Annotated in this window: 26 protein-coding genes and 1 rRNA gene; 2 read left to right on the top strand and 25 right to left on the bottom strand. The window is 54.1% G+C overall.

Annotation, left to right across the window (positions count from 1 at the left end; all coding sequences use genetic code 11):
* The 15 genes from GSF01_RS23025 to GSF01_RS23095 all read right to left on the bottom strand — a co-directional run.
* A 16S ribosomal RNA gene (locus tag GSF01_RS23025) occupies positions 1 to 105 on the bottom strand; the annotation flags it as partial.
* A gap of 510 nt (positions 106 to 615) precedes the next feature.
* The gene (locus GSF01_RS23030) at positions 616 to 1,320 is read right to left on the bottom strand and encodes a 5'-methylthioadenosine/adenosylhomocysteine nucleosidase (RefSeq protein WP_159887629.1); all 705 of its coding nucleotides are present in this window, start codon (positions 1,318 to 1,320) and stop codon (positions 616 to 618) included.
* A gap of 37 nt (positions 1,321 to 1,357) precedes the next feature.
* Complete coding sequence (gene ccpA, locus GSF01_RS23035; RefSeq protein ID WP_159887630.1) at positions 1,358 to 2,371, bottom strand: catabolite control protein A; 1,014 nt, start codon at positions 2,369 to 2,371, stop codon at positions 1,358 to 1,360.
* 153 nt (positions 2,372 to 2,524) lie between these two features.
* Positions 2,525 to 2,941 (bottom strand): hypothetical protein, encoded by a 417-nt coding sequence (locus tag GSF01_RS23040; RefSeq protein ID WP_159887703.1) that lies wholly within the window; start codon positions 2,939 to 2,941, stop codon positions 2,525 to 2,527.
* Positions 2,942 to 3,088: 147 nt separating this feature from the next.
* Positions 3,089 to 3,484, bottom strand: coding sequence for a VanZ family protein (locus tag GSF01_RS23045; RefSeq protein WP_159887631.1), 396 nt, complete (start codon positions 3,482 to 3,484; stop codon positions 3,089 to 3,091).
* Positions 3,485 to 3,520: 36 nt separating this feature from the next.
* Complete coding sequence (locus GSF01_RS23050) at positions 3,521 to 4,054, bottom strand: type 1 glutamine amidotransferase domain-containing protein (RefSeq protein WP_159887632.1); 534 nt, start codon at positions 4,052 to 4,054, stop codon at positions 3,521 to 3,523.
* Positions 4,055 to 4,131: 77 nt separating this feature from the next.
* Positions 4,132 to 5,931, bottom strand: a complete 1,800-nt coding sequence (gene ptsP, locus GSF01_RS23055) for a phosphoenolpyruvate--protein phosphotransferase (protein WP_159887633.1) — start codon at positions 5,929 to 5,931, stop codon at positions 4,132 to 4,134.
* Positions 5,924 to 7,822 carry a glucose PTS transporter subunit IIA gene (locus tag GSF01_RS23060; protein WP_159887634.1) on the bottom strand — a complete coding sequence of 633 codons (1,899 nt, stop codon included), beginning with the start codon at positions 7,820 to 7,822 and terminating at the stop codon, positions 5,924 to 5,926. Before GSF01_RS23060 ends, ptsP begins: the two co-directional genes overlap by 8 nt.
* Before the next feature lie 147 nt (positions 7,823 to 7,969).
* Positions 7,970 to 8,737: a hypothetical protein gene (locus tag GSF01_RS23065; RefSeq protein ID WP_159887635.1), complete on the bottom strand. Its 768-nt coding sequence runs from the start codon at positions 8,735 to 8,737 to the stop codon at positions 7,970 to 7,972.
* A 141-nt stretch (positions 8,738 to 8,878) separates the two neighbouring features.
* Positions 8,879 to 9,535: a thiamine phosphate synthase gene (gene thiE, locus GSF01_RS23070; RefSeq protein WP_235941692.1), complete on the bottom strand. Its 657-nt coding sequence runs from the start codon at positions 9,533 to 9,535 to the stop codon at positions 8,879 to 8,881.
* Position 9,536: 1 nt separating this feature from the next.
* Positions 9,537 to 9,965, bottom strand: a complete 429-nt coding sequence (locus GSF01_RS23075; protein ID WP_159887636.1) for a CoA-binding protein — start codon at positions 9,963 to 9,965, stop codon at positions 9,537 to 9,539.
* 38 nt (positions 9,966 to 10,003) lie between these two features.
* Positions 10,004 to 10,858: a C39 family peptidase gene (locus GSF01_RS23080; RefSeq protein WP_235941693.1), complete on the bottom strand. Its 855-nt coding sequence runs from the start codon at positions 10,856 to 10,858 to the stop codon at positions 10,004 to 10,006.
* Between the two features lie 99 nt (positions 10,859 to 10,957).
* A complete protein-coding gene (aroA, locus tag GSF01_RS23085) occupies positions 10,958 to 12,253 on the bottom strand; it encodes a 3-phosphoshikimate 1-carboxyvinyltransferase (RefSeq protein WP_159887638.1) in 1,296 nt (431 codons plus the stop codon).
* A gap of 53 nt (positions 12,254 to 12,306) precedes the next feature.
* Entirely contained in the window at positions 12,307 to 12,675 is a 369-nt protein-coding gene (crcB, locus tag GSF01_RS23090) for a fluoride efflux transporter CrcB (protein WP_159887639.1), read from the bottom strand.
* Positions 12,672 to 13,058: a fluoride efflux transporter FluC gene (locus GSF01_RS23095; RefSeq protein ID WP_159887640.1), complete on the bottom strand. Its 387-nt coding sequence runs from the start codon at positions 13,056 to 13,058 to the stop codon at positions 12,672 to 12,674. The genes crcB and GSF01_RS23095 overlap by 4 nt, the downstream gene beginning before the upstream one ends.
* Positions 13,059 to 13,194: 136 nt before the next feature.
* Here GSF01_RS23095 and GSF01_RS23100 point away from each other — a divergent pair, with 136 nt between their 5' ends.
* Positions 13,195 to 13,497 (top strand): rhodanese-like domain-containing protein, encoded by a 303-nt coding sequence (locus GSF01_RS23100; protein WP_159887641.1) that lies wholly within the window; start codon positions 13,195 to 13,197, stop codon positions 13,495 to 13,497.
* 7 nt (positions 13,498 to 13,504) lie between these two features.
* On the opposite strand, the gene GSF01_RS23105 is transcribed toward GSF01_RS23100, so the two are convergent.
* Positions 13,505 to 14,023 (bottom strand): shikimate kinase, encoded by a 519-nt coding sequence (locus GSF01_RS23105; protein WP_159887642.1) that lies wholly within the window; start codon positions 14,021 to 14,023, stop codon positions 13,505 to 13,507.
* 173 nt (positions 14,024 to 14,196) lie between these two features.
* Here GSF01_RS23105 and GSF01_RS23110 point away from each other — a divergent pair, with 173 nt between their 5' ends.
* Positions 14,197 to 14,541 (top strand): hypothetical protein, encoded by a 345-nt coding sequence (locus tag GSF01_RS23110; protein ID WP_201305468.1) that lies wholly within the window; start codon positions 14,197 to 14,199, stop codon positions 14,539 to 14,541.
* On the opposite strand, the gene gndA is transcribed toward GSF01_RS23110, so the two are convergent.
* The 9 genes from gndA to GSF01_RS23155 form a co-directional block, all read right to left on the bottom strand.
* Positions 14,538 to 15,953, bottom strand: coding sequence for an NADP-dependent phosphogluconate dehydrogenase (gene gndA, locus GSF01_RS23115; protein WP_159887643.1), 1,416 nt, complete (start codon positions 15,951 to 15,953; stop codon positions 14,538 to 14,540). The two genes, GSF01_RS23110 and gndA, sit on opposite strands and share 4 nt — an antisense overlap.
* Before the next feature lie 134 nt (positions 15,954 to 16,087).
* On the bottom strand, positions 16,088 to 16,855 hold the full coding sequence (locus GSF01_RS23120) for an SDR family oxidoreductase (RefSeq protein WP_201305473.1): 768 nt from the start codon (positions 16,853 to 16,855) through the stop codon (positions 16,088 to 16,090).
* Positions 16,856 to 16,875: 20 nt separating this feature from the next.
* Complete coding sequence (locus tag GSF01_RS23125) at positions 16,876 to 18,420, bottom strand: gluconokinase (protein WP_159887645.1); 1,545 nt, start codon at positions 18,418 to 18,420, stop codon at positions 16,876 to 16,878.
* A gap of 15 nt (positions 18,421 to 18,435) precedes the next feature.
* Complete coding sequence (locus tag GSF01_RS23130) at positions 18,436 to 19,704, bottom strand: nickel pincer cofactor-dependent isomerase, group 22 (RefSeq protein ID WP_159887646.1); 1,269 nt, start codon at positions 19,702 to 19,704, stop codon at positions 18,436 to 18,438.
* A gap of 5 nt (positions 19,705 to 19,709) precedes the next feature.
* A complete protein-coding gene (locus GSF01_RS23135) occupies positions 19,710 to 20,723 on the bottom strand; it encodes a LacI family DNA-binding transcriptional regulator (RefSeq protein WP_159887647.1) in 1,014 nt (337 codons plus the stop codon).
* 158 nt (positions 20,724 to 20,881) lie between these two features.
* Entirely contained in the window at positions 20,882 to 21,478 is a 597-nt protein-coding gene (locus GSF01_RS23140; protein WP_159887648.1) for a hypothetical protein, read from the bottom strand.
* Between the two features lie 466 nt (positions 21,479 to 21,944).
* The gene (locus tag GSF01_RS23145; protein WP_159887649.1) at positions 21,945 to 23,090 is read right to left on the bottom strand and encodes an ABC transporter permease; all 1,146 of its coding nucleotides are present in this window, start codon (positions 23,088 to 23,090) and stop codon (positions 21,945 to 21,947) included.
* Positions 23,083 to 24,261, bottom strand: a complete 1,179-nt coding sequence (locus GSF01_RS23150; RefSeq protein ID WP_159887650.1) for an ABC transporter permease — start codon at positions 24,259 to 24,261, stop codon at positions 23,083 to 23,085. Before GSF01_RS23150 ends, GSF01_RS23145 begins: the two co-directional genes overlap by 8 nt.
* Before the next feature lie 13 nt (positions 24,262 to 24,274).
* Complete coding sequence (locus GSF01_RS23155; protein ID WP_159887651.1) at positions 24,275 to 25,210, bottom strand: ABC transporter ATP-binding protein; 936 nt, start codon at positions 25,208 to 25,210, stop codon at positions 24,275 to 24,277.
* Positions 25,211 to 25,337: the final 127 nt, after the last annotated feature.

Below are 25,337 nucleotides of genomic sequence, written 5' to 3' on the forward strand. Positions count from 1 at the left end.
CCCGTCCGCCGCTAACCTATCCCCGAAGGAATAAGTCCGCTCGACTTGCATGTATTAGGCACGCCGCCAGCGTTCGTCCTGAGCCAGGATCAAACTCTCCATTAAGGGTAGTTCGACTTGCTCAAAAGTAATGCTAGCGAGAATTTTCATTCCCTATTTAACACTCACTCGTTGTTCAGTTTTCAAAGGGCAATTGCTAGTACTTCACTTGCGATTCGTAATGTAGCACATCCGAATCTCTTTTGCAACCGTGTTTTTCGATTCTTCCATTCAAGGGGTAATCCTCATGCTCAGAAGCTCTCATTCACTCTTGCTTGCCTCTCTCTCAAGGGGCGAGAAGTAATGTACCATATTCGATTCTGTTTTGCAACCTCATTTTTCATCTTCCATTCAAGGGGTCTAACCGCATGTGCAGAAGCTAAAGTTCTCCGTTGCAAGACATTAAATATATCATAGCCCAGCCAATCCTGCAACCCGTTTTTATCACTCTCTTTATTCCATGTCAACCGTTGCCAACTGAGACAAGTAACATCGATAAAAACAAACCTGCCCCCAAGCTAGATGGGAGCAGATGAATGATACCTATATGGTTATCTCCCGTTCAGTTCCTCGCGTCTACTCGAGTCTCTGAAGCATGGTTTCCACGATCCGGAAGGAATTCTCCGAAGCGAGCTGAGTAAATTCCGCAAAATTGACATGTGCCGATCCATCCGCCTTGTCAGACATCGAACGAATGACAACGAAAGGAATATCGTTCATGCAGCAGACCTGCGCGACAGCGGCTCCTTCCATCTCTACACAAGCTCCTTGAAGCTCGTTATATAAGGTAGATACGGTGTCGCGGCTGGCGATGAACTGATCGCCGGACAAAACACGGCCTTCCATGACATGGCCGTCAAAGTGCTCCTTGCTGACTTCATAAGCGAGAGCTCTCAAGCCGCTATCCGCGACAAACAACGAGGTGGCTTCATATGGAATGGTACCGCGCGGAAAGCCTAGTGCCGTCACATCCATATCGTGCTGCAAGCACTCCGTGGAAACTACGATATCCCCTACGTTCAACCCGGGATTTACAGCCCCGGCTACGCCCGTAAATACGATAGACTCAACGCCGAACATATCGATTAGAAGCTGTGTTGTCACAGCAGCATTAACTTTCCCTACTCCCGACTTGCACAAAACAATCGGCCGGCCGTGAAATTGTCCTTGAACAAAAGTAATACCCGCTTTGACCGTTTCCTTCGGTTCCATCAGAAGCGCGTGAAACTTCTCGATCTCTTCCTTCATAGCGCCGATAATGCCAATTTTAGAATACGCCAATCCACGCTGCCTCCTTTACAAAAAGAAGTGGCTCACATCAACGATGAGCCACCGAGTTTCTATGAATTAGATCATGCGGCAAAATAACCTGCGTGAGTTCCGAAGACTCCTTGGTTTCTTTATTCATCAGCTTCGTTAATAGCCTCATCGCTACGGCACCGATATCATACATAGGCTGAGCGACCGTGGTAAGCTGAGGGCGCACCATCGAAGCCATACGAATGTTGTCCACACTGATGACCGATACATCTTCCGGCACCTTGATCTGGTGATCCTGCAACGTATGAATCGCACCGATCGCCATTTCATCCGTAGCGGCGAAGATAGCCGTTGGCCGCGGATCGAGCGTCAGAAAATACTTGGTTACCTCAAGGCCCGATTCGTACCGGTAGTTGCCGACCCGTACATATTCCTCCCGCACAGGGATTCCCGCTTCCTCCAATGCTTTCTTATAGCCTTGGTAACGGGCATAGCCGTTCGCCGGATCCTGTAGGTGACCCGAGATCATGGCGATGTCACGGTGTCCTTGGGCAACCAGATAAGAAACTGCATCGTAAGCTGCCTGTTCATGATCAATATCTACGGACGGGATCTTGCGCTGTTCGTCGGCTGTTGCACAGAGCACTACCGGAACGGAGGAAGTTTTGAACGCCTGTACGTGCTCGTCCGTAATGGCTCCGCCCATAAACAGCAATCCATCGACCTGCTTCTCCAGCAACGTGTTGATGACTCGAATCTCTTTATCCTTCTTCTTGTCAGCGTTGCACAGAATGATATTGTAATGGTACATGTTAGCGATATCTTCGATGCCCCTGGCCACTTCAGAGAAAATGGAATTCGAAATATCGGGAATTACTACCCCGACGGTCGTTGTTTTCTTACTGGCCAAGCCACGTGCAACGGCATTGGGACGATAGCCCAAGCGTTCTATAGCTTCGAATACTTTCTTGCGTGTTTGAGGCTTAACATTCGGATTGTTATTGACTACTCTCGAGACAGTTGCCATGGAAACGCCTGCTTCTCTGGCTACATCATAAATTGTCACAGTCACGGCCATTCTCTCCATTGCTTAATAAAGTATAGTGCGATCAGGTCAATTAGCCTTATCATACGACAAAAAGCTTGCTTTCGCAATGAATCTGGGGCACGCCTGTAGTAATAGTATCAAATTATGCCAAAAAAGCCAACTGCGAAGCAGCGGCTTTCAAAAATCTTGCACCGTTAGGGCATGCTTGGCAATCTGCGACAACCTTTTACGCAAATCCTCGCTCCAGACCTCATCATGCAGAGACTGCGAGAGCAGCAATAAATCCAAAAGCTCATTAATGCGCTCATCGATGATCATTTCTACAGAATCATCTGCCCGATTTTTTTCGGTTGCTTTCATCATCAGATGAGCGATTTCACTCACTTCATTGAACAAGAACTGCTGCTTATCGGGATTTCCTCCCAGCGTTCCGATCAGCCCCGTCAATTCGGGCTTCACTTCGGGAAACACTTCACTGCGGTTGCAGGAATCGCAAGAGAATATAGGGACGTTTTCGATTTCGACTTTATTTTGATAAATGACGGTGCGGAGGCGGATGCCCATAAGCTCTCCGCATTTGCACTGCTTCTGCAACACGACCACTCCTTTTGGCAGTACACCAAACTTGCATTTCATTCTTTGCCTGATGATACAAATATTCGATGTCGGCTTCCGTTCTCCTGCCTTCGGGCTCTTAGCAAAATTAGGATGAGTGTGTCGCAGATAACAGGCAATATACGCTTACTTCCGCTCGAAATACCGGGAAACGGCAGGAATAGAAACGACCAGCATAGCAAGCAAGGCGCCAATCCCGTCATTGCGAATGTCGGCGATATCCGGTGTCCTTCCTGGAACGAAGACTTGATGGTATTCATCCGTTATCCCGTACAGCACACACAGCACAATGACTAGAGCCTTGGTCGTCCAAACGATACGCCTCGGTCTCAATCCCCATAGATACGCGAGCGCAAGCAAGAAATAGGAAATGAAATGTCCCCAATCGAAGCCTTCCATCCATGGCACGTACATTCGGATACCGTCAAGCCATCCGCCCAAATCGTCGCCCGTCCGCGACGAGAAATAAAATATGGCTGCCATCCAAAGGATGGAAGGCAGCCACCTCAGTACTATATTCATAATTGCTCCTTCTTCTATCTATTGAGGCTTTGCAGGTCAGCCGCGCACCGATTTGGCCAGCACATCTACGAATGCTTTGCTGAACGCAGGCAGATCCGGAGGACGCCGCCCTGAGACGATATGCCGGTCTACGACGACCTCGGCATCGACCCATATGGCGCCCGCATTCTCCAGGTCATCCTTAATCCCGGGCGTGGAAGTCATCGTATAGCCCTGGCAGATCTTCGCAGAGGCCAATACCCAGCCGGCATGACATATGTGAGCTATGGGCTTCTCCGCTTCGTGAAATTCGCGTGTTAGCCGAAGCACGGAAGCGTAGCGGCGCAGCTTGTCCGGAGCCCACCCTCCCGGTACATAAAGGCCGATGTAATCCTCAGAGCGAACCTCATCTATCGCATGATCCGTTGTCAAGGGAACGCCGTATTTGCCAACGTAAGCCTTCCCGGCGACAGGACCCGCCAGATGAACCTCCGCGCCGGCCTCCCGCAGTCTCATAACGGGATACCACATCTCCAGATCTTCAAACTCTTCATCGACGAAAGCAAGTACCTTGTAGCCTTTCAGTTCCACGTTATCTACACCCCTTCTGGCTTAATGCCCATCTTGTTTGAAAGCATAATATCGTCAGCAGACACAGCAAGCTCATGCTATCGCTGCATACACCCGTTCGCCGGGGATTCCGACTGAGGCGGGTCGGACGGTTCTTCCTTAGCCGTCTTTTTGGCGAAATCAGTTTCCCAATAGCGCCCTAGCACCTGAAGCACCGATGCGCTGCTCGGACAACCGGCCAGCTCTTGCCATAAGTTAGCCGCATCGCTGTATCGGCTTTGGATCAAGCTATTCTTCATTCGGAGGATCGAGGAAACCGACATGCTAAGCTCCCTGATGCCAAGGGACATCCAAAGCGGCAGCGCCCGGACGTCTCCGGCAAGCTCGCCGCAAACGCTAATATGGATCCCGTTGGCTTTGGCGCTATCGGACGTTAGCTTCAGCATGCGAAGCACCGCCGGATGGAACGGGTCATATAGGTGGGCGACCTGCTCGTTCATCCGGTCTACGGCCAATATATACTGCACGAGGTCATTAGTCCCAATGCTGAAGAAATCGACTTCCTTGGCAAGCAAGTCGGAAATCATAACCGCGGCCGGCAGCTCGATCATGATACCGACCGGAATATGGTTGCTGTAAGGAATGCCGGCGGCAGTCAGCTCCTCCTTGACCTCTCCTAGCACTTCGTTAGCCCGGCGAAGCTCATCCAAGGTCGAGATCATCGGATACATAATCTTGATGCTGCCATAATGACTGGCACGCAGAATAGCGCGCAGCTGGGTCTTGAATAAATCGACACGGTCCAATAGAACGCGTATGGCTCGATAGCCCAGCGATGGATTTTCCTCTTCGGGAAGCTCCAGGTAATCCAGATGCTTGTCGCCCCCGATATCAAGCGTGCGAATAACGAGCGGCTTCCCGCCCAGCCGCTCCGCAGCCTCTCGGTATACGTCAAATTGCTCTTCTTCCTCGGGGAAGGAGGTGCGGTTCATATACAGAAACTCGGTACGGAACAATCCGACTCCGCTGGCTCCTTTGGCGATGGACTGCTCCAGCTCTTTGATCGAGCTGATATTGGCTGCCAGATGCAATTGCATCCCGTCCATCGTCTGCGAAGGATGATCCGCCAGCTGCTGCAGTTGATCCTGCTGCTGCTTCCATGTTTCATGCATACGCTGGTAGCGCTCGACCTCATGCTCCGGCGGATTGACGTACACAATCCCTTCGTCGCCGTCGATAACTAAAAAATCTCCTGTCTGGATCGGCTCCTGAAGCTTCCCCTCCAGACCAAGCACATAAGGAACGCCCATCGCGCGGGCCATAATCGCGACATGAGAGGTTTTTCCTCCCATCATCGTGACCAGTCCCAGCGTTTGGGTGACATCCAGATGTACCATCTGGGATGGGATCAGCTCCTTGGCAACGAGAATATAGGGTTGATCCCGGGGAGGCAGCGTCTCCTCCAGCGCACCCAGCAGGTGCTTCAACAGCCGATTGCCGACATCCTTAATGTCGAGGGCTCTCTCTTTCATATAGCCATCGTCTAGCAAATCAAACATATTCACGAATTTTTCGATCGTCTCTTTAACCGCGACTTCGGCGGCCTTGTATTGGCGCTGCATGATGCCCTGGACCTCGTTCATGAAAACGGGATCCTCCAGAATAGCAAGATGGGCGTCAAAAATCTGGGTCTGCTCTTCTCCTAAAACATTGACGAACTCCTGCTTGATCTGTTCAATTTCGTCCTTGGAGTGGCGTATGCCGTCGTACAGCCGCTCAAACTCGTAAGCCAGATCGGCAACGTCGATCAATTTATCAGGAAAGTCCCACTCCCAAGTCGGGATAACATATGCCCTGCCCATGGCTATACCGGATGAAGCTCCGATCCCCCTAACCAAAAACGTTCCCCCCCCTTGTTCCTGTTGTACCGGTTTCTTTAAGAACGACCGACATGACGGAGGCCTGGCCTTTCTTCACCGCTTTATAAGGTGCGAAGCCCCATGATTTGACGGCATCCGCATTCGTGATCAGCATCGGTGTTGCCAATGATTTGGAGCCTTGCTTGACCTTCTGGAGATTAAACCTGACCAGAAGCTGCCCTGCCTCCACTTCATCGCCTTCCTTCACATAGCATGTGAAATGCCTGCCTTGCAATTGCGCGGTATCGATACCGATATGAAGCAGCACTTGAAGTCCTTCCTCCGTCTCGATGCCCAGCGCATGTAGAGTCGGATAAACATGGATGATTCTCCCGGCGATCGGGGCCACCAGTTCTCCTTTATCGGGAATAAAGGCGACTCCATTGCCCACGATTTTGCCCGCAAAAATCTTGTCGGGAACATCCTCGAGCGCGATCATCCTTCCCTGCATCGGGGAACTGAACAGCACTTGGCGAATATCCTTGCGCAGCACCTTGTTGATCTCTTCGCGGATAAGCTCCGAGTAAGTGCCGAATACAACTTGAACGTTGCCTCCGCCGAGCGAGATTACCCCCGCAGCACCCAGATGGCGAAGAGCGGCCGTATCCATCAGCTTCTCGTTCTCCAGCGTGATCCGCAGCCGGGTGATGCACGCCTCCAGGCTCTTCAGGTTGTTTTTGCCCCCCAGAGCTTCGAGGATCAACGGAGAGCGATAAGGGATGTCGCCGGCCCATTCCTCCAGCTGAGACCCTTCCTCGCGCCCTGGAGTCGGCAGACGGAACGTTCGGATCGCCCAACGGAACAGCACGTAATAAAATACGCCGTAAGCAAGTCCGATCGGGATAAGCAATAGGCCATTCGTGGATAAATGCAGATTAATCAAATAGTCGATGGCCCCTGCCGAGTAGGAAAAGCCATGGTGGATCTCAAGCTTATACGCAATCCACATCGATATCCCGGACAATAAGGCATGCACCATAAACAAATAAGGAGCGACGAACAAAAACGCAAATTCGATAGGCTCGGTTACTCCGGTCAAGAAACAAGCGAAAGCTGCCGTCAAGAAGGTCTTGCGAATCTTGGGCTTCAAGTCCTCTCTGGCCTCTTGAATGATCGCAAGCGCGATGGCCGGCAGGGCAAACAGCATGATCGGATACAATCCGGCCATATAAATCCCTGCGGTCGGATCGCCGGCAAAGTAACGGGGCAAATCGCCGAAGACAGGCTGCCCCTGATGATCGTAGCTGCCAAGCTGAAACCAGAAAAAATTATTAAATACATGATGGAGACCGGAGGGCACGAGGAGTCTGTGAATGACACCATATAAAAACGTGCCGAATCCGCCCATACTCAGCAGCATATCCGTAAGCTTCTGCATGCCCAGATTCAACAGCGGCCCCAAAACTATCGTAAGGAGCACGAGAACGAACATAGCGGGTCCCATAAAGATGGGGACCAAACGGGGCCCTCCAAAAAATTGTATGGCCTCCGGAAGCTGAATATGTTTGACCCGGTGATAGATGACGGCCGCGATCAACCCGACCAGTATGCCTCCAGGTACGCCGAGCTGGAACGATTCACCCAGGTAGCGCTGCAGCGTCTGAGCAAACATAAAATGCCCGATCAGTGCCGACATACCGGCTATGCCCGCACTCTCCGTCAGACCGAGCGCAACGCCAACCGCAAAAATCAGCGGTAAATATGTAAAAATAATGGTACCGAAAGTAATGAAAATCTCCCCGACCTGGTGCATATGCACCTGATCCCAGGGCAACGTGCCCAGACGGAGCAGTAGCGCCGCTATAGGCAGCGTGATGGTTGGCAGCATCAACGATCTTCCAAGCTGCTGCAAATTTCCCATCCAGTTCAAAGGCGCTAGCCCCTCCTTTCTTGAAGTACTTCCCCCAACTATTACGATGGTAAGCGCTAGCTCTCTATTTGTCAACGAGAGCCCCCCGCGCTTAAAGCAAGCAAAAGCGAGCCTTTCGGCTCGCTCCTGCTTGCTGTTCCCTTGCATCTAGAACTGATATTTATTGATATAGCTTGCGCTCGCTGATCCGATGCCATATTGGCTTTGCGCCGGTTGGCTGGAATCGGAACGCAGGTAAGAGTCATGGCCCTGCTGGTTACCGCGGTAGTTAGCCGTGTGGTAAGCTTGCGGGCTTTGGTATTGGTTTTGGGATTGCGAATAGGCATTATTGAACGCTTGTTGCTGGCCAAACCCCGAATTAAAGGAAGAAGCGTACTGGCTGCTATTCGAGTAAGATCCTGCTCCAATCCCGTATTGGCTTTGCGCCGGCTGGGTGGAGTCGGAGCGCAGATAAGCGTCATGACCCGGCTGATCGCCGCGATAGTTGGCCGTATGGAACGACTGAGCGCTTTGGTATGGGTTGTTATAAGATTGGTTCGCAGTCACAGCTTGATTATTGATGCCCGATCCGATAAAGGCATTGCTGCCGGAGAAGCCTGCAGCGCCGATCCCATATTGGCTTTGTGCCGGCTGCGTGGAGTCGGAGCGCAGGTAAGCGTCATGGCCCTGTTGGTCTCCACGATAGCTAGCCGTATGGTAAGCTTGCGGGCTTTGGAAGGACTGAGCTAACGAGTAGCTTTGCGGCTGCTGGTTGATGGCCGATGCAAACGAAGGGTTTGCGCTCGGGTTCAGCGACTGGTTATACTGGGATTGCACATAGCCGACCGGTTGATATCTGCTATCGATCCCGCGATACTGGGATATGCCACCGGAAGCTTGGTTCTGGAAATTGTTTTGGAATTGATTGTTGTACATACAAAATCCTCCTTAGCATTCAATAAGAAGTCTTCCGGCAGTAAGCGCCCTGAGCGTCCGTCCGAAAGCCTTTCTTAGTGTCTTCAAGGAGGATTTATTTTATTACCGGAACAGGAATAATCTTTTAGAGCGAATAGGCCGTCATTCGGAAGTCACCTTGAATCGCTTGACCATACCCGCGAGGCGGCTGGCGGCCGCAGCCGGATCGGATTGTCTGGCAATGGCGGATACGACGGCAATTCCATCGGCCCCTGCCTGAAGGACGGCCTCTGCGTTTGCGCTCGAAATTCCTCCTATGCCGACAAGCGGCAGATGCGGCCATCTGGATTTCAATTGACCGATCAGCTCGGTACCGATAGGAGCCCCAGCATCGCCTTTGGTCACCGTGGAATAGATGGCTCCGACCCCCAAATAATCCGCTTTCTGGGATACGGCCCATTCCGCCTCCTCCATGCTGCCGGCGGATACGCCGATAATCGCATCAGGTCCGAGCAGACGCCGGACTTCGAGAGCCGGGAGATCGTCCTGGCCCACATGCACTCCGTCGGCTTCCAACAGTAAGGCGAGATCGACGCGGTCGTTCACGATAAAGGCTACCCCATGCTCCCGGCAAGCTTTCCGAATGGCCCCGCCCACTTCCAAAACCTGCCTTAGCGGCGCCGTCTTCTCACGCAGCTGCAGCATCGTAACGCCTCCGGCTATAGCCGCCTTTGCTATCTCCAAAGCCGACTTTTCTTCATGGGAAGCGATATCCATAACCAAATAAAGCGAAAGAGAATGTGACAGCTCTGTTGCCAACTTACTTCCCTCCAGGCAGCAGGATGGAATCCTCGACCTTGATGCAGCGGTCCATAATGACTTCTAGCCCGCCTTCCTCGGCGATCCTGGCAGCCTCTTCGTTCGCTATGCCAAGCTGCAGCCAGAACACCTTGGCGCCGATAGCCACCGATTCCTCGGCGACAGGCACCACTTGGTCGCTCCGCCGGAAGACATTCACGATATCGACCTTTTCCGGTATATCCTTCAGGCTTGCATAGCAGGTCTCGCCAAGGATCGTGCCGGATACCATCGGATTAACGGGGATGATCCGGTAGCCCTTCTGCTGCATGGCTTCGGCAACCATGTAAGAGACGCGGTCGGGCTTGTCCGACAAGCCGACAACCGCAATATGATGAGCATCCGTTAAGATTTGCTTGATTCTTTCCCGAGATGGATTTTCAAACGCCATGTTTGGTTCACTCCTTTATCAGAGGATTATTTCCGTCCTTAAATGTTCGTATAGCTAATCGCCTGCCGCCCCATTGCTTTCCAGGTAGCGATAAACTGCTCTTTATTAATCTTTTGCTGACGGCTTCCAGGCAGCGGATCGTTCACATACACATTTTCCTCATCAAAGCCGACAAGCAAAACGGCATGCTCCATAAATGTCGTCTGGATCGGGCCCAGAGACGTATCCCAAACGACCCATTTCTTCGGTACCTTATAGTCGATCGTCGTCCAAACAACAGATGGAATACCGTCGCGCAGCTGATCCTCCAGTCTTTCAAAGGGCTCCCGGGTCAAGTCTATGGCCGTCGGAATATGATCCTTCAGCTGCTCGAACAGCGCCGTATGATAGATGCCGAAGCCCTTGGCTTTCCCTGTCGGCTCACCGACAAATCCGATATTGGGGTTCCCCCAGTATGCGATCGAGCCATCCTTATTGTACCGGATCGGCGTCGTATCCCGCTTCATCTCGGCAGCAAGCTCCATCTTAGTCTTATCGATGCCCCGGAATTTAAGCAGCATCGTCAGACTCGTCACTTCGCAGCCTGAGGGCAGCTCGGGCAGCTGTCGGACAGCGGGCGCATCCAGCATGACGCTGGCCGCTTTAGGCTTCGGCTGCTCGATCGCGGCTGCAGGGGTAGTGGGAGCGTCCTCGGAAGCCTTGACGTCCGCAGCGGTCCGTGCAGATGCGGGGAGGATATCCGCTTCGAAAGCGTGGACAGCCGGACGCATCCAGTCGTCTTGTCCGGTAATTTTAGCATACAGCAGGACTGCAAAAACACTGCTGGCAAACAGCAGACCGCCGATTAGGAAGAACCCGAGCGTGACCTTGATGCCTTTCCAAAGAATGGTCACGTACCTCACCGCCTTTGTTACATACTGAATGAAACGTCTGGTTGTCAGGAAAACGCAGCATCACGGCTTTCGTCCGCTCAAGCCGAGCGACAAGGCGACTTAGTCCTCGACCAATTCGATCTGTGCGCCGAGCGACAGCAGGTGGTCAAAATATTGAGGATACGACTTGGCTACATGATGGGCATCGTTAATGATGAGCCCCTTTTCCGAGCGAAGCCCTACTACGGTTAACGCCATGATGACGCGATGATCGAAATGAGCGTTGATCTCCACCCCGCCGGTAACGCCTTGAGGACGCCCATGGACGATGATCTCGCTCTGGCGCTCCTCGACATCCGCGCCCGCTTTGCGCAGCTCGGCCAAATAATCGGTAATACGATCGCATTCTTTGTATCGCAGGTTCTCCACATTATAGAAGCGGGACGTACCTTCGGCAAACACGGCCGCAGCGACCATTGCCAGCACGCCGTCGGTAAAGTGGTCGCCGTCGAACTCGCCTGCCTTCAACGTCTGATTGCCCTGCACATGAACAATATCATTCTCATGCGTCAGGTTAACTCCCATCTCGCGGAGTACATCCACAACCGCACGCTCACCCTGTCTGCTTTGCTCGGCCAGTCTCAGCACCCGTACATCCGAGTGCGTGACGGCGGCTGCAGCCAGTATGGCCGCCGAGCCCGGATAATCGCCTTGTACCGTATAGCTTTGCGGCTTGTACTTCTGACGCCCCGGAATCCGATAGGACATCAGATCCTCGGATGCCTCGATCTGAATGCCGGCTTGGGCGATAACCTCAAGCGTCTGACCAACGATAATTTTCGATTTCAAATCATGCAGCACCGTAATCTCGGTGTCTTCTTCCAGCAAAGGCGCCACAAATAATAGCGAGCTCAGGAACTGGGAGCTAATGTTGCCCGATACCGTAAGCTTGCCCCCGCGCGGGTGACCGCCGCGGATCGTAATCGGCAGCTTGCCCTCGCGATGGTCCACCTCCACCCCCATCTGACGAAGCGAATCGATCAGATCGTCATGCGGGCGTTTGCCGAGCGAATCCGGGTAAGTGTTTACGAACGTCACTTCCGGCAGAAAGGCGGCAACAGACATCAGAAACCGCAGCACGGCGCCGGCATTGCCAACGTTCAGCTCGCTGACAGGCTTGGGATGGCTGCCGAAGCCGCGAATCGTCATCTTCTCATCATCCTCTTCGAGGATAGCGCCCAGGTCGCGAATACAGCGTCTCATGGCGTCGCTATCTTCGCTATGCGCCGGATAATGGACGGTGCTGGTACCATCGGCCAAAGCGCCGATGAGCAAGTAGCGGGTCGTATAATTTTTCGAGGATAATGCGTTAATTGTGCCTTCCAATCGAGGCGTCGGTTTGACGATGGCTTTCATCCGTATGTATTCGCTCCTTCACTTGTGATCCTTATAGTCAAATCGTTACAGCCTTACAGCGCATATCCCGCCGCAGCCAAAAGCAGGCCCAAGATATACGATAGACCTATATACAGCCAGGCACTTCGGGCCCTGCCTTCCCTATATAGCGCATCGCACTCCAGCTTCAATGTCGAGAAGGTTGTGAAAGCGCCCAGGAATCCCGTGCCGAGGAGCAGTGCAGCTCCTTGAGCGGGAGCCTGTCCCCACAGCAGGCCGATCAGAAAACAACCCAGAACATTGACCGTCAATGTTCCGTAGGGAATTCGCATCGAAGGAAAGCGGGAAGAGATAGCACGGCTAACGGCATATCTGGCGATCGCTCCGGAAAACCCGCCGGCGGCTACCCACATCATCTGGGTCATGATCATATTCGACATCATCCGGCAGTTCCCTTCCTGCTCAACCTAAAAATCATCTCGCGCCCTAGCCGAACGAATAAAAGCCCTCCGCCTGCGCTGGCCAGTACGTACAAAAAAGCATGAAGCCACAGCCGGCCCGTAACATACTGCAGCAGTTCCCAGCTGAGCGTAGAAAAAGTCGTAAACGATCCGATCAGCCCCGTCGTCAGCGCCGCCTTCAGCTTCGGATGTCGCGCAACCCGGTCGGAATAAGCAAGCCAACCGAGAATGAAGCATCCCAGCCAGTTCGTTAACAGTGTACCCCAAGGTAACAAAGCAGCTTCGCCGCCGTTCAACAGCATGGACAAGCCAAGGCGCGCCAAGGCGCCGACGGCACCGGCAATCCCGATATACAACCAAGTCACAGTCTGTCTCCCTCCCTAGATGAAATACAGGGTCGCCTGCAAGCTCGAACCGGTTTGACAGGATTTCCCGATCCTAGGTATGATGAGGACAATCGGCTGCCGGGGCAGCCGTTCAGACTAAGGAGGCGTTTCACCTATGCTCACCATTACTCCGGCCGAAGTTCGGCAACGATTAGCGGAGGGAGAAAAGCTCGATATCGTCGATGTCCGCGAAGACGAAGAGGTCGCTCAGGGAATCCTGCCCGGAGCCATCCATATTCCGCTCATGCAGCTGCCGGAGCGCTTATCGGAGGTACCGCAGAACGGGGAGACAATCCTGGTCTGCCGAAGCGGCAACCGTAGCGGACGCGCACTGGATTATCTGCAGTCCCAGGGCTTGGCGAATCTGAAAAACATGACAGGGGGCATGCTGGAGTGGGAGCAGCTGGAGCAAGCTTGATCCCTTGCTAGGTAGCCTGAAGCTGCATCCACGCGCGGCAAATCTCGTCGGCGATGTCTTCGACGCTCCGCCCATCGGTCTCTACATATAGATCGGCAAAGTCATAAGCATGCTTGCGGCTTTCCATGATTGTTCGTACGCGCTCTTCGAGATCTCCCTGAAGCAGCGGACGGCTTCGATCCTCGCTGACGCGCCGGATAATCGTATCCGCGCCGGCCGCAAGCGCGACGACGAAGCCGCCGGCCTTCATGGCGGACCTGTTGGCTTCAGCCAGTACGGCTCCGCCTCCAGTGGCTACCACTTGATCGAAACGCTCCATAATAGCAGCTACCGCTGCCGACTCCGCCTCCCGGAAAAACGGCTCCCCGTGCCGGGCAAACATCTCCTTGATCGTCATTCCCTGATTCTCTTCGACGGCCGAATCCGAATCGACGAATGAAAAACGCAGACGGCGAGCCAGTTCAACGCCTACGGTCGACTTCCCCGTTCCCATCATGCCTATTAATACTAGATTGCGTTTAGCCAATGAAAAACACCTCTGGACTTCATCTCTGACTTATCCCCACTCATTCTATCACAGCTCGGTCTCAGCTTGCCAAATATGAATAGAAAGTTTAATAAAAACATATGATGGAGTGAATAAATCCCAGCCAGAACAGTCAAGCTGATAAAGCCTAACTCTAGAAGGGAGACATATCTATGCCGCAAAGCGCTTTGCCACACAAGCAGGCTACGGCCTCCGATCTGACCGGGATGAAGCTCGACCAAATCATGGATCCGACCCGTCCGCTATGCAAAGAGGAAGTGGTTTGGATGCTGGAATATATCAAAAAAAAGGTGGCTGAGGAAGATCCAAATTTAATGGACCTTTCCCAGCCACGTCTGCTTCAAAATTTCCGTTATTTCGCCGAGATTGCGCTCATGCTGATCCAGCGCCGCAACGGCTTCGACCAAGAGGCCGACCGGCTGAAAAGCTGGCTGAAGGAAGCCACTTACGGCCTCCATCAGCCCCAGCCCGGGCGAGGTCCCCGGATCCGCTCTTAGTCTTCCTGAATCCACTGATAGTGGAAAGTTCCCTCTTTGTCCAGACGCTTGAACGTATGGGCGCCGAAGTAGTCGCGCTGAGCTTGAAGCAGGTTAGCCGGCAGACGCTCAGTGCGGTAGCTGTCGTAGTAAGCCAGAGCCGAAGCGAACGCCGGAACCGGAATACCGCTCGAAATAGCAGTCGAAACGACCGATCTCCATGCATCCTGATAGCCTGTAATGATATTTTTGAAGTATTCATCCAGCAGCAGGTTGCGGAGCTCAGGGTTACGGTCGTAAGCATCCTTGATATTTTGCAGGAAGCGGGCACGAATGATGCAGCCGCCGCGGAAAATCATGGCGATGCTGCCGTAATCCAGATCCCAGCCATACTCTTCGCTTGCCGCTCTCATCTGAGCGAAGCCTTGAGCATACGAGCAGATTTTGCTGGCATACAGCGCTTTGCGAACGGATTCGATGAAAGCCGCGCGATCGCCATCGAATGGCTTGGCTTGCGGTCCGCTAAGCACCTTGCTGGCTGCTACACGCTCTTCCTTCATTGCGGAAAGGAAGCGGGAGAAGACAGACTCTGTGATGATGGACAACGGCACGCCCAGATCGAGCGAGCTTTGGCTTGTCCATTTACCCGTGCCCTTCTGGCCGGCGGAGTCAAGAATCACGTCGACCATCGGCTTGCCGGTTTCTTCATCATACTTGGTGAAGATATCGGTTGTGATCTCGATCAGGTAGCTGTCGAGCTCGCCGCGGTTCCAGTCCGCGAAGATCTCATGCAGCTCCTTCGTGTCGACGCCGAGCACATCCTTCAATAACTGGTAAGCTTCGCAGATCAGCTGCATGTCGCCGTACTCGATACCGTTGTGTACCATTTTTACGTAGTGGCCCGCACCGTCCGGACCGATATATGTGCAGCAGGCATCGTCGCCGACTTTGGCAGAGATCGCCGTCAGGATCGGAGCCACGAGCTCGTATGCATCCTTCTGACCGCCCGGCATAATGGAAGGACCCTTGAGCGCGCCTTCTTCGCCGCCCGATACGCCCGTACCGATAAAGCGGATGCCGTGCGATTCCAGCTCTTTGTTGCGGCGCTGCGTATCCGGGAAGTATGCATTGCCTCCGTCAATGATGATATCGCCCTTATCCAGATGCGGAACGAGCTGGTTGATCGTATCATCTGTAGCGAAGCCAGCTTGGACCATAATCAGGATCTTGCGCGGCACTTCCAGCGACGCTACAAATTCCTCGATGCTGTATGTACCGACAAGCTTCTTGCCTTTGGCTTCTTCCAGAAGAACATCCGTTTTCTCGCGGGAACGGTTGAACACGGACACGGTAAAGCCGCGGCTTTCGATATTAAGAGCCAGGTTTTTCCCCATGACCGCCAGACCGATGACGCCGATTTGCTGTTTGGACATATGGTTTTCTCTTCCTTCCTTATACTTCCATATTTATTTACCCCTATGCGCCCACGCTTTGCAGCTTAAAAGTCGCATAGAACTACTCAAGAAACCATTATCAGACATTCTCAATTCAATTTCAAGACCTCATCTTAGATCGTCATCGCACCGAAGCCGCCGTCTACGCGGAGCAGAGATCCGGTAACGAAGCCGGAGGCTTTCTCCGAAGCCAGGTAGATTGCCGCTCCCTGCAGCTCCTCCGCATCGCCGAAACGGTTCATAGGCGTATGCTTCAGGATCGATTCCGTGCGCTCGGGCGACAAAATTTTGCGGTTTTGCTCCGCCGGGAAGAAGCCCGGGATGATCGCATTGACGCGAACGCGTGCAGGTGCAAATTCCCTTGCCAGAAATTTCGTAACGCTGTTGACAGCCGACTTGGATGCGGAGTAAGTGAACACGCGGGACAAGGGCGGCTCCGAGGAGACGGAGGAAATGTTAATAATGCTGCCTCCATTGCCGCTGTCAACCATATGCTTCCCGAAAATTTGGCAGGCCAGCACAACGCTCTTCAGATTGACATCCATAATCGAATCCCACTCGTCCATCTGAAGATCGAAAAATGGAGTCGTGCTGTTTCTGCCCGGGCAATTCATCAGAATGTCGCAGCGCCCCGTCCACTCAAGCACCTCTGCCAGTACCCGCTTCAGGTCGTCCGTGCTAGTCGCATCCGCGGAGAAACAGCGGGCACGGCCGCCGGCCGCTTCTACGGCTTCGGCCACTTCGCGGGCTTTATCCTGGTTGCGGCCGACGATGGCCACATCCGCGCCATGTCCGCCCAAGCCAACGGCCATCGAGCCGCCAAGGGTACTGTTCCCCCCGATGATTACTGCCGTCTTGCCGGTCAAATCAAATAAATTCATAGCCATGTTCGCTTCCTCCTTTAAGTTAGCGTGTACTTTTGCTGAAAGGCCGCTATCGCATCGAATTCGCCCTTCAACTGGTGGTACACACGGTTATAGATCGTTGTCAATTCGTCGTAAATGTCGCCCGTCTTCGGATCCGCCTGCAAAGTATGGTGGACCTTCACCCATTCATGGGCGCCGGAGAAGTCGGCGATTTCCCCTGTAGCCAGAAGTCCGAGCAAGGCCGCTCCGGCTCCGGATGCCTCGATCGTATTGGGTACGCTAACCCGGCTGCCCAGCACATCGGCCATCATCTGCAGCCAAAACTCGGAACGGGCAAAGCCGCCAGAAGCGCGTATTTCCAAGGTCGGACCGCTCAGCTCCTCCAAGGCTCTCACAACGGAATGAATACGGTACATGACGCCTTCCAGCACGGAACGGATCATATGCGGCTTCTGATGATACAGCGACAGGCCAAAGAAAACGCCACGCGCATTGGCATTCCAATAAGGAGCGCGCTCGCCCGCTAGCAGCGGAAGGAAAATCAAGCCGCCTGAGCCAGGCTCGACCTCGGAAGCCAGCTTCGTCAAATAATCGTAAGGGTCCATGCCCAGACGCCGGCCCTCTTCCGCCTCCGCGGTAGCCAGCTGGTCGCGCACCCAGCGGAACATGATGCCGCCGTTGTTGATCGCCCCGCCTACTACCCAGAAGTCCTCCTTAAGCGCATAGCAGAACAGTCTGCCCTTCGGATCGGTCACCGGTTCGCGTACGACGCCGCGCACGGCACCGCTGGTGCCGATCGTCACCGCATAGACGCCCGGCTCGAAGGCCGCCGCACCTAGATTGGCCAGAACGCCGTCGGAGGCGCCGACGACAAAAGCTGTATCCGGAGCAAGCCCAAGGCTGGCTGCATCGGCCGGATTGAGGCCTTGAACGATATGCGTCGTCGGTACGGGCAGGGACAGCTGGTCTCTGCGCACCCCGCATGCAGCAAGTGCGCCCACATCCCAATCCAGCTGACGGAGATTGAACAGGCCCGTACAGCTGGCGATCGAATGGTCGATTATATATTCCCCGAACAGTCTGGCGAATACATATTCCTTGATTCCGATAAATTTATGCGCCGAAGCGAACAGGTCCGGGCGGTTATCGCGGAACCACATCAGCTTAAGCAGCGGGCTCATCGGATGAATAGGCGTCCCGGTCCGCATGTAGATCTCATGCCCGGCTGCAAGGTCCTTGAGCGTCTTCACATAGCCGACGCTGCGGTTATCGGCCCATGTGATGCACGCCGTCAACGGACGGCAAGCATCGTCTACCGCAATCAGACTGTGCATCGCCGAGCTGAAGGATACGCACAATACTTCTCCTGCATTTACAGCGCCTTGCCTGACAACCGACTGGATCCCCGCAAGAACCGCCTGATAGATTTCCTCAGGATCCTGCTCCGCGATATCGGGTCTTGGCGTATGAAGCGGATATTCCACCGCGTGAGTGGCCAGGATGTGGCCGCTACGATCGAACAAGAGCGTTTTGGCGCTTGTTGTTCCGATATCCGCGGCAATAATGTATGACTTATGCACGATTGAAGCTCTCCTTTATCTCAGATTGCCTTTTTCATTGAACTTCAGCTCGTAGGCTTCCGTCAACACTTCGATATCCGGGTGCCGTCTGGCTTCCTCCAGCAAATTAACGGAAATTTCGATCTCGCCCAAATGAAGCGTATCCTGGATACGGACCAGCCTGCACTTTGTATAGTCGAGAATATTGCAGGTCTTGACTGCAGCCTTGATCGCATAGAAATCGTTCTCAAGCGTCGTGGCGATCTTCGTCGGCGCACATACGGTCGAGGTCAAGCCGTTGGCATAGGTTGCGGCCAGATCGGTTTTGTCGACCAGGCGCTGCGTCGTAAAGTCAGCGGTTCCAACGCCGTTGGCGTTCCCCTTGGTCTCGTGCGTCAGATCCAGCACGACCATCTTGGATACGTCAGGTCCACCGTGCGCATAAGGCGTAGGATAGCGGCCCGTGACATTCGGGTCCATACCGTCTCCGCTAATATTTTTACCGATATAATCGATAACAAGCACGTCGATCTGTTCGAACAAAATTTTGGGCAGGCGGGATTTCGCGATCTCCAGCAAATCCACCTCGCGCTCCTCGATCTGCTCGGCAGGCAGTACCTCGACCAAGCACGTTTCGTCGTAGGCATTCTCAACAAGCGCCACCCCGAATACGATCGGCAGCTTATCGATCATAATCTTGGCCATAGCCGGCACGTTTTCAGCCATATATTTGAATCCCAGCTGGTGGCAGGCTTCGGCACCCTTCTGCTTGCCGAGACCGATTGCGATCATCTTCATAATGCCGCTTTCGATCCGTCCCCGGAACGCCGTATGCGGCTTGACCCGGTTGATGACGACGATAGCATCAGCCTCCGAGGCGTACTTGTCTACGTAGACCGGCAGCCCGTTCGGGAGCTGGTCGATCTCAACGACCTCCATCGATGACAGGATCGGAGCGCCCATGGCTTCCTCGGTGACTCCCAGGTGATGCAGCACTTCCGTCTGACCTGCAGCCGTAGCGCCTCCATGACTGCCCATGCAGGGAACGATGAACGGCTCCCCGCCGGCCGCCTTGATCGCTTCGATCGTTACGCGCGTAAAGTCGGCGATGTTGGCGACGCCCCGGCTGCCTACGGCGACAGCTACCCGCTGTCCGGGCCGGATGCGGTCGACGGCGCCCGGCTTGCCGAGCTCCTCCCTTAAAGCCTGCACCGGATCTTCGAGCTTCGTTCCGTCGAATTTTTGTCTAATGCGAACCATCTGTGGGATCGGGATGTCTTGCAGCAGCGTTCTCAATACGCTCATCGTCTTCAGTCTCCTTCGGATATCGGTTTAACGGAGTCGCGAATCACGAGCTCCGTGCGGAACATTCGTTTATGGTCTTCCACATGCTTCTTCTCAATAAAAGCAACCAGCTTCTCCGCCCCTGCGCGGCTCATCTCCTCGATAGGACGGCGGACGGTTGTCAATGCGGGCGTGATAAACGCCGAATACAGCGTATCGTCGAACCCGGCGACCGAAATATCGTCCGGCACGCGCACGCCCCGCTCCGCGGCGGCCTTCACAGCGCCTAGAGCCATATCGTCGCTGCTGCAGAAAACCGCACTCGGTCTGTCCTTCAGCTCCAATATGCGCACCATCGCCTGGTAGCCGCTCTCGAAATCATACTCGCCGCGCATACAAAGCTCGTCCTCCGGCTCGATCCCTGCGGAACGGAGCGCATCCAGGTAGCCTTCCTTTCGCGCATGCGACGACTTAAAGCCCGGCTTCCCTTCAATAATCGCAATCCGGCGGTGGCCGCATTGCAGCAAATATTCAGTCATCCGGTAAGCGCCGCTCTGATCGTCCGGCACCAGGTTCCAGACCCCATCCATCTCAATCTGCCGGTTCAGTACGATCAACGGGATCGCCCTCTGCGCGGCATACTCGATAAACGGCTGATCCGCCGCGCTCTGACTCATCACGATAATGCCGTCGAAGCTTTTGCGGTTGACATGATGGAAGCTGGTGTAATCATCGATCCCCCGTACGATCAGGTTGTATCCGTCCTTAATCACCTCATTGACCCCGCGCAATGCCGCGTAGAGAAAGCCTGACGAGGTCCCTTGATGTAAGGTGGTGAAAAACAACCCTAGATTGTAGGAGCGATCGAGCACCAGGCTCTTGGCGTTATAATTGGGCGTGTAGTTCAGGCTGCCGGCGATGGACTTGATTCTCTCCTTCGTCTCCGGGTTAATCAGGGGGCTGTCATTCAGCGCCCGGGAGACGGTCGTATGGGAAACTCCAGCCATGCGGGCGATATCCTTAATCGTAACATCGCTCATGTAACCACCTCTCCGTCTCATCATATCATGTTGTGCACACGTTAACAATCATCAGTTTTTATCCTCTGCCTTCGAGGAAAACAGGTCGATTTGCACGCGAAAGGCCTCCCAGTCAGAACGAGTCTGATTAACGGGAGGCCCTTCGTTTAAAGCGTGCCTTACATTTCCAGCAGTAGCATTTCATGCCGCAGCTCCTTCAGTTTCTCTTTGCAGGCCGTAACCTTTGAGTTGTCCCCTTCTGCCAGCGCTTCGTGCAGCACGGCCAGCTCATAATCGAGCTCCAGCCTGAGCACCGGGATTCGTTCGTCCGGGCGCTTGGAGCGGAACGCCTGCATCATTTCTTCCAACGTGACGACGGGCTCTTTTTGAAATAACACTTTATGCTCCACCCCCGATATTTCTACCATGCGGATGATCTCGCCGAACATGATATTCTCAATGAGTATTTGGCGGTCCTTGAACCGCTTCACGACCGCGTGTCCACGGGTATCGCCGATCATCTTCTCCATAAGCTCTGCAAGCTTCTCGTCCTTGAAGGAATAGTTGCCGACAATTTTGTATCGTTCGCCGATCCGCTGGAACTTCAGCTTCACGAGCTTGCGTCCTGTACGGATCGATACGATAAACTGCAGATCGCTTTCGTTCCAATACAGGGAATAGCCTTCCTGGATCAAGGTTTTGATGAAGTTACGGATTAGCCGACGGTCAAATCGTAACTCAAGGTTGCAATATTCAACTTCATGACTTTTACTCACGGCAATCCCTCCCTCAAGGTATAACGGTATCAACAGGGTGCATCGGCTGCTGCGACTTGTGCGAAGATCATTCCCTGCCTTATTGGTGTAACTATGGTTGATACGAGGGCAGGAACCATGCGAAGAAGAAACCTCATCGTTTGATCGAATTTTCTGACTATTCAGTTTCTTATTTATATCTTATTATGAATCATATGTTTTAGCAACTTGGATTATTGACTTTTTTTTCGAAATGACGCACCTAATTTTCCGCAGCACGCCCCTATGATAGCGCTGTCATGTTTAGAACCGCTAGGATGCCAAAACCTTGTCCTCATCGGCTGCGCCGCTTTGCCCTGCCCCGTGTGCACCCTCCCGGCGATACCGATACCCTGCTGCGCTTGCGGCAGCTTCCATGGGTCACCGCACGCCGAAAACCGCCGGAGTGGCGGTTTTCGTTTACCTTGTTACAACCTTACTTACACCCTCAGGACGCCGCTTCCCGCGCGGCCGGCTTCAGGATGACCGCTCCAAAGCCGAGCAGGACAGCGGCGAACAGGAGCAGAACTCCCAGGTGCAGCGTCAAATCGGATAAACCCTGGCCAGCTGCCAGACGTTTAACCGCATCCATCACCCAGCTCTGCGGCACGAAGCTAGCCAGCTTCTGCATGGACTCCGGCATGATCGATACCGGCCAGAAGCAGCCTCCGAGCAAGCACATCGGCATGGAGACGACGGAGTTGAGCGCGGAGATGTTTTCCTTGCTTCTGACAAGTCCGCCCACCGCGCTTGCGATGCCCATCACCGACAACAGAAACGACTCCATAACAAGAAGGTGGGGGCCGAACGGCAGCCCGTAATCAAAGCCGAGAGCATAGCGCGTAAAGACCAGTAGAATGAGTATTTGCAAGGATCCGACAAGAAAGCTGCCCATAAAATTGCCCAAAGCGATCTCGAAGGCCCTCACAGGCGCCGCATACATCCGCATCATCGTATACAATCGGCGGTCTTCGAGGATAAGGGATACCGAATGGCCGATCAGGGCCATCACGAAAAGAATCATGATGCCGGTTGACAGTCCCAGCGTCTCTTTCTCGCCCCAGCCGTAGTCCGTCAATGTCCGGCTTACCCGATGCTTCTCCGTTTCTTCAAGCATTAGCGAGAAGCTGCTACCTAAAACCCCGGCAGCCCTTAGCGCCTCCGTACTCTCGGTAATTCGCACAACCGCCTGCTGCAAGTCTATACGAAGCGTAAACGATTCTTCGCTCATAGCCCGCTCGAAATGATCGATCGCGAGCGGGCTTCCCGCCAGCACAGCTTCCGTAAATCCAGAAGGAATGACGAAGCCTGCGACAGCTTTCCCCGTAAGCACCGATTCCTTCAAGGCTTCCAAGTCACGGGCCTCGGACAGGGCAAAGCCTGGATCGCGGGAGAGCTCCCGAATAATATGCGCCCCCGTCTCCCCTTCGTCCGCGTTGATGTACGGAATGGCTGCCGGCCTGTCACGATCCGAGCCGAGCAGCCCGATAATAAGCGATACCGCCATCGCAGGCACGAGAATATAGAGCAGCACTCCCTTCCAATTGCCGATCGTCCGCTTCGTGAGGTTTGCCGCAATAATCAAGCTATTCACGATATCCCACCTTCCTAAACGTCATTCCCGAAGCAAGCACCAGCAAAGCCGCTACGCCGGCCAACACCGCGAGCGGAGACAAAGCCGCCGCCTGATCGTGAACCATCAGATGCAGCATGCCTTGCATGGCCCAATAATTCACACTGGCCTTACCGATCAGCTCAATCGAAGGAGGAAGCGAAGAAATGAAGCCGCCGCTAATAAAGGTCATGATGATAATGATGAATTGAAATACGGCAGTGGCCGCCTTGATCGTCCTGGTCCAAGCGGTCACGAGCATAGCGATGCTCATCGAGGATACGATCAATGCGCCGCATATGCCAGCCAGCAGCAGCGGACTGTTTCCCCAGTCCACGCCATAGACATACCTCGTGAAGCCGATGATGACGACTGCTTGCAGCAGCGACAGCATCGTATGCCCGAGCACCTTGCCGCCGATGATCTGATTCATCGTCACGGGCAGAGCCGTAAGTCTCGCCAGGGTATGTTCTTCACGCTCTCCTACAAGCGCGATGGCGGCCATCATGCCGGAATACAGCATGAACATGACGAGCATCGCACAGGCATAATACTGAATGGCCGAGTAGTCATGCCCCTCCTTCCCCAGCTTGCCGACCTGGACATAGGCCTCCTGTCCGCTGTCTTCTCGCGGCTCCGTTTCGGGCAGCATCGCCTGCCTCGCTCCCGCTCCAGCCGCAAGCATCGCCGCTTGTACGCTGTTGAGCCTGTTCAAGAAGCCGGTAAAGAGGCTTTCGGCGATTTTGTTCTGCCCGCTATCCTGCCCGGCTATCAGCTCCCAGCTGGCTTCTTTGCCCTGTACAAGGTCCGCTCCGAAGCCTGCTGGAATGATAACCGCATATTCCGCGGCGGCTGTCCGCAGAAGTTCTACCGCTTCTTCCCTCGTATCCCGCTCCACTACCTGCCCTATTCCCTGCATGTCCGGAGCCTTCAGATAAGACAGCAGCCGCTCGCTCCAGACTCCCTGATCTTGATTGACCAGGGCGACCTTGAGCGGCTTCAGCTGGACGTCGCCTTCTCCGAACGTTTGAGAGAGAGCCGCTCCCAGGATCGTAATCAGCAATAGCGGCAGTACCATCAATACGAACATAACCGCCCTTGCGCGGCTTGTTAGTTTCATTTGAGTCCATGCGATCTGCCATAGGTTAATCATACGTCTGCCCCCTCTAGTCCCGAAGCGTACGTCCCGTCAGCGACAGGAACAACGCCTCCAGATCCGGCTCTACCCGGGTCAACGCTTGAATGCCTACATCATGCTTGGAGAGTATGAACAGCACGTCCTGCAGAGGCGCCTGCCCGGGCGGCACAAACAGCTCCAGTCCTCCAGCGGTATCCACCAGTCTGCGGATGCGAGGATGCGCTCTCAGCTCGGCCATCGCCGCCTCCGACAAATGAACCGTTTGGATAAGAAGTCTTTCTTCCTGCGACACCTGTGCCCTGAGGTCTTCCTGAGTCCCGTGAGCGATCAAATGCCCTTTATCGAGAATGCCTATTCGTGTGCTGAGCGCCGCCACCTCTTCCATATAATGGCTGGTGTAGATGATCGTGGAGCCCATCCGATTCAACTGACGCACCGACTCCAAAATATGATTGCGCGATTGGGGGTCGATGCCCACCGTCGGTTCGTCCAGAATGATCAGCTTGGGCCGGTGGGCAATCGCACAAGCGATGTTCAGCCGCCGCTTCATTCCGCCCGAATAAGCCCCTGGACGCTCATGCTGCCTGTCACTTAGGCCGACGAAGGCCAGCGCTTCGTCTACGCGCTCATGGAGAAGGCTTCCGCGCAGCCCGTAAAGCCTGGCGAAAAAAGCGACGTTCTCGCGAGCTGTCAGCCGCTCATAGATCGCCAGATCCTGCGGCACCAAGCCGATCCGCTTCTTGACCTCAAGCGGCTGCTCCCGGATCGAGATCCCGTCTACCCGAATCGACCCCTGATCGATGTCCAGCAAGCCGCACAGCATATTGATAGTCGTGCTTTTCCCTGCGCCATTGGGTCCCAGCAAGCCGAAGATTTCCCCCTGGCGTATAGTTAGACTCAGATGGTCGATCGAGATGCTGCCGCCATAACGTTTGACCACCTGCTCTATTTCTACAAAGCTCATCGGTGCCACTCCTTTATCGGAACTTCTTTATAATCGTATTGTAAGCCGCCATCCGTTTGTTTACAGGTAGCTATGGTCATCGGTTGACATGACGAAAGTCACCACCGCGGACCAAAACAGGTTGTGG

Source organism: Paenibacillus puerhi (assembly GCF_009846885.1).
GTDB lineage: Bacteria > Bacillota > Bacilli > Paenibacillales > NBRC-103111 > Paenibacillus_G > Paenibacillus_G puerhi.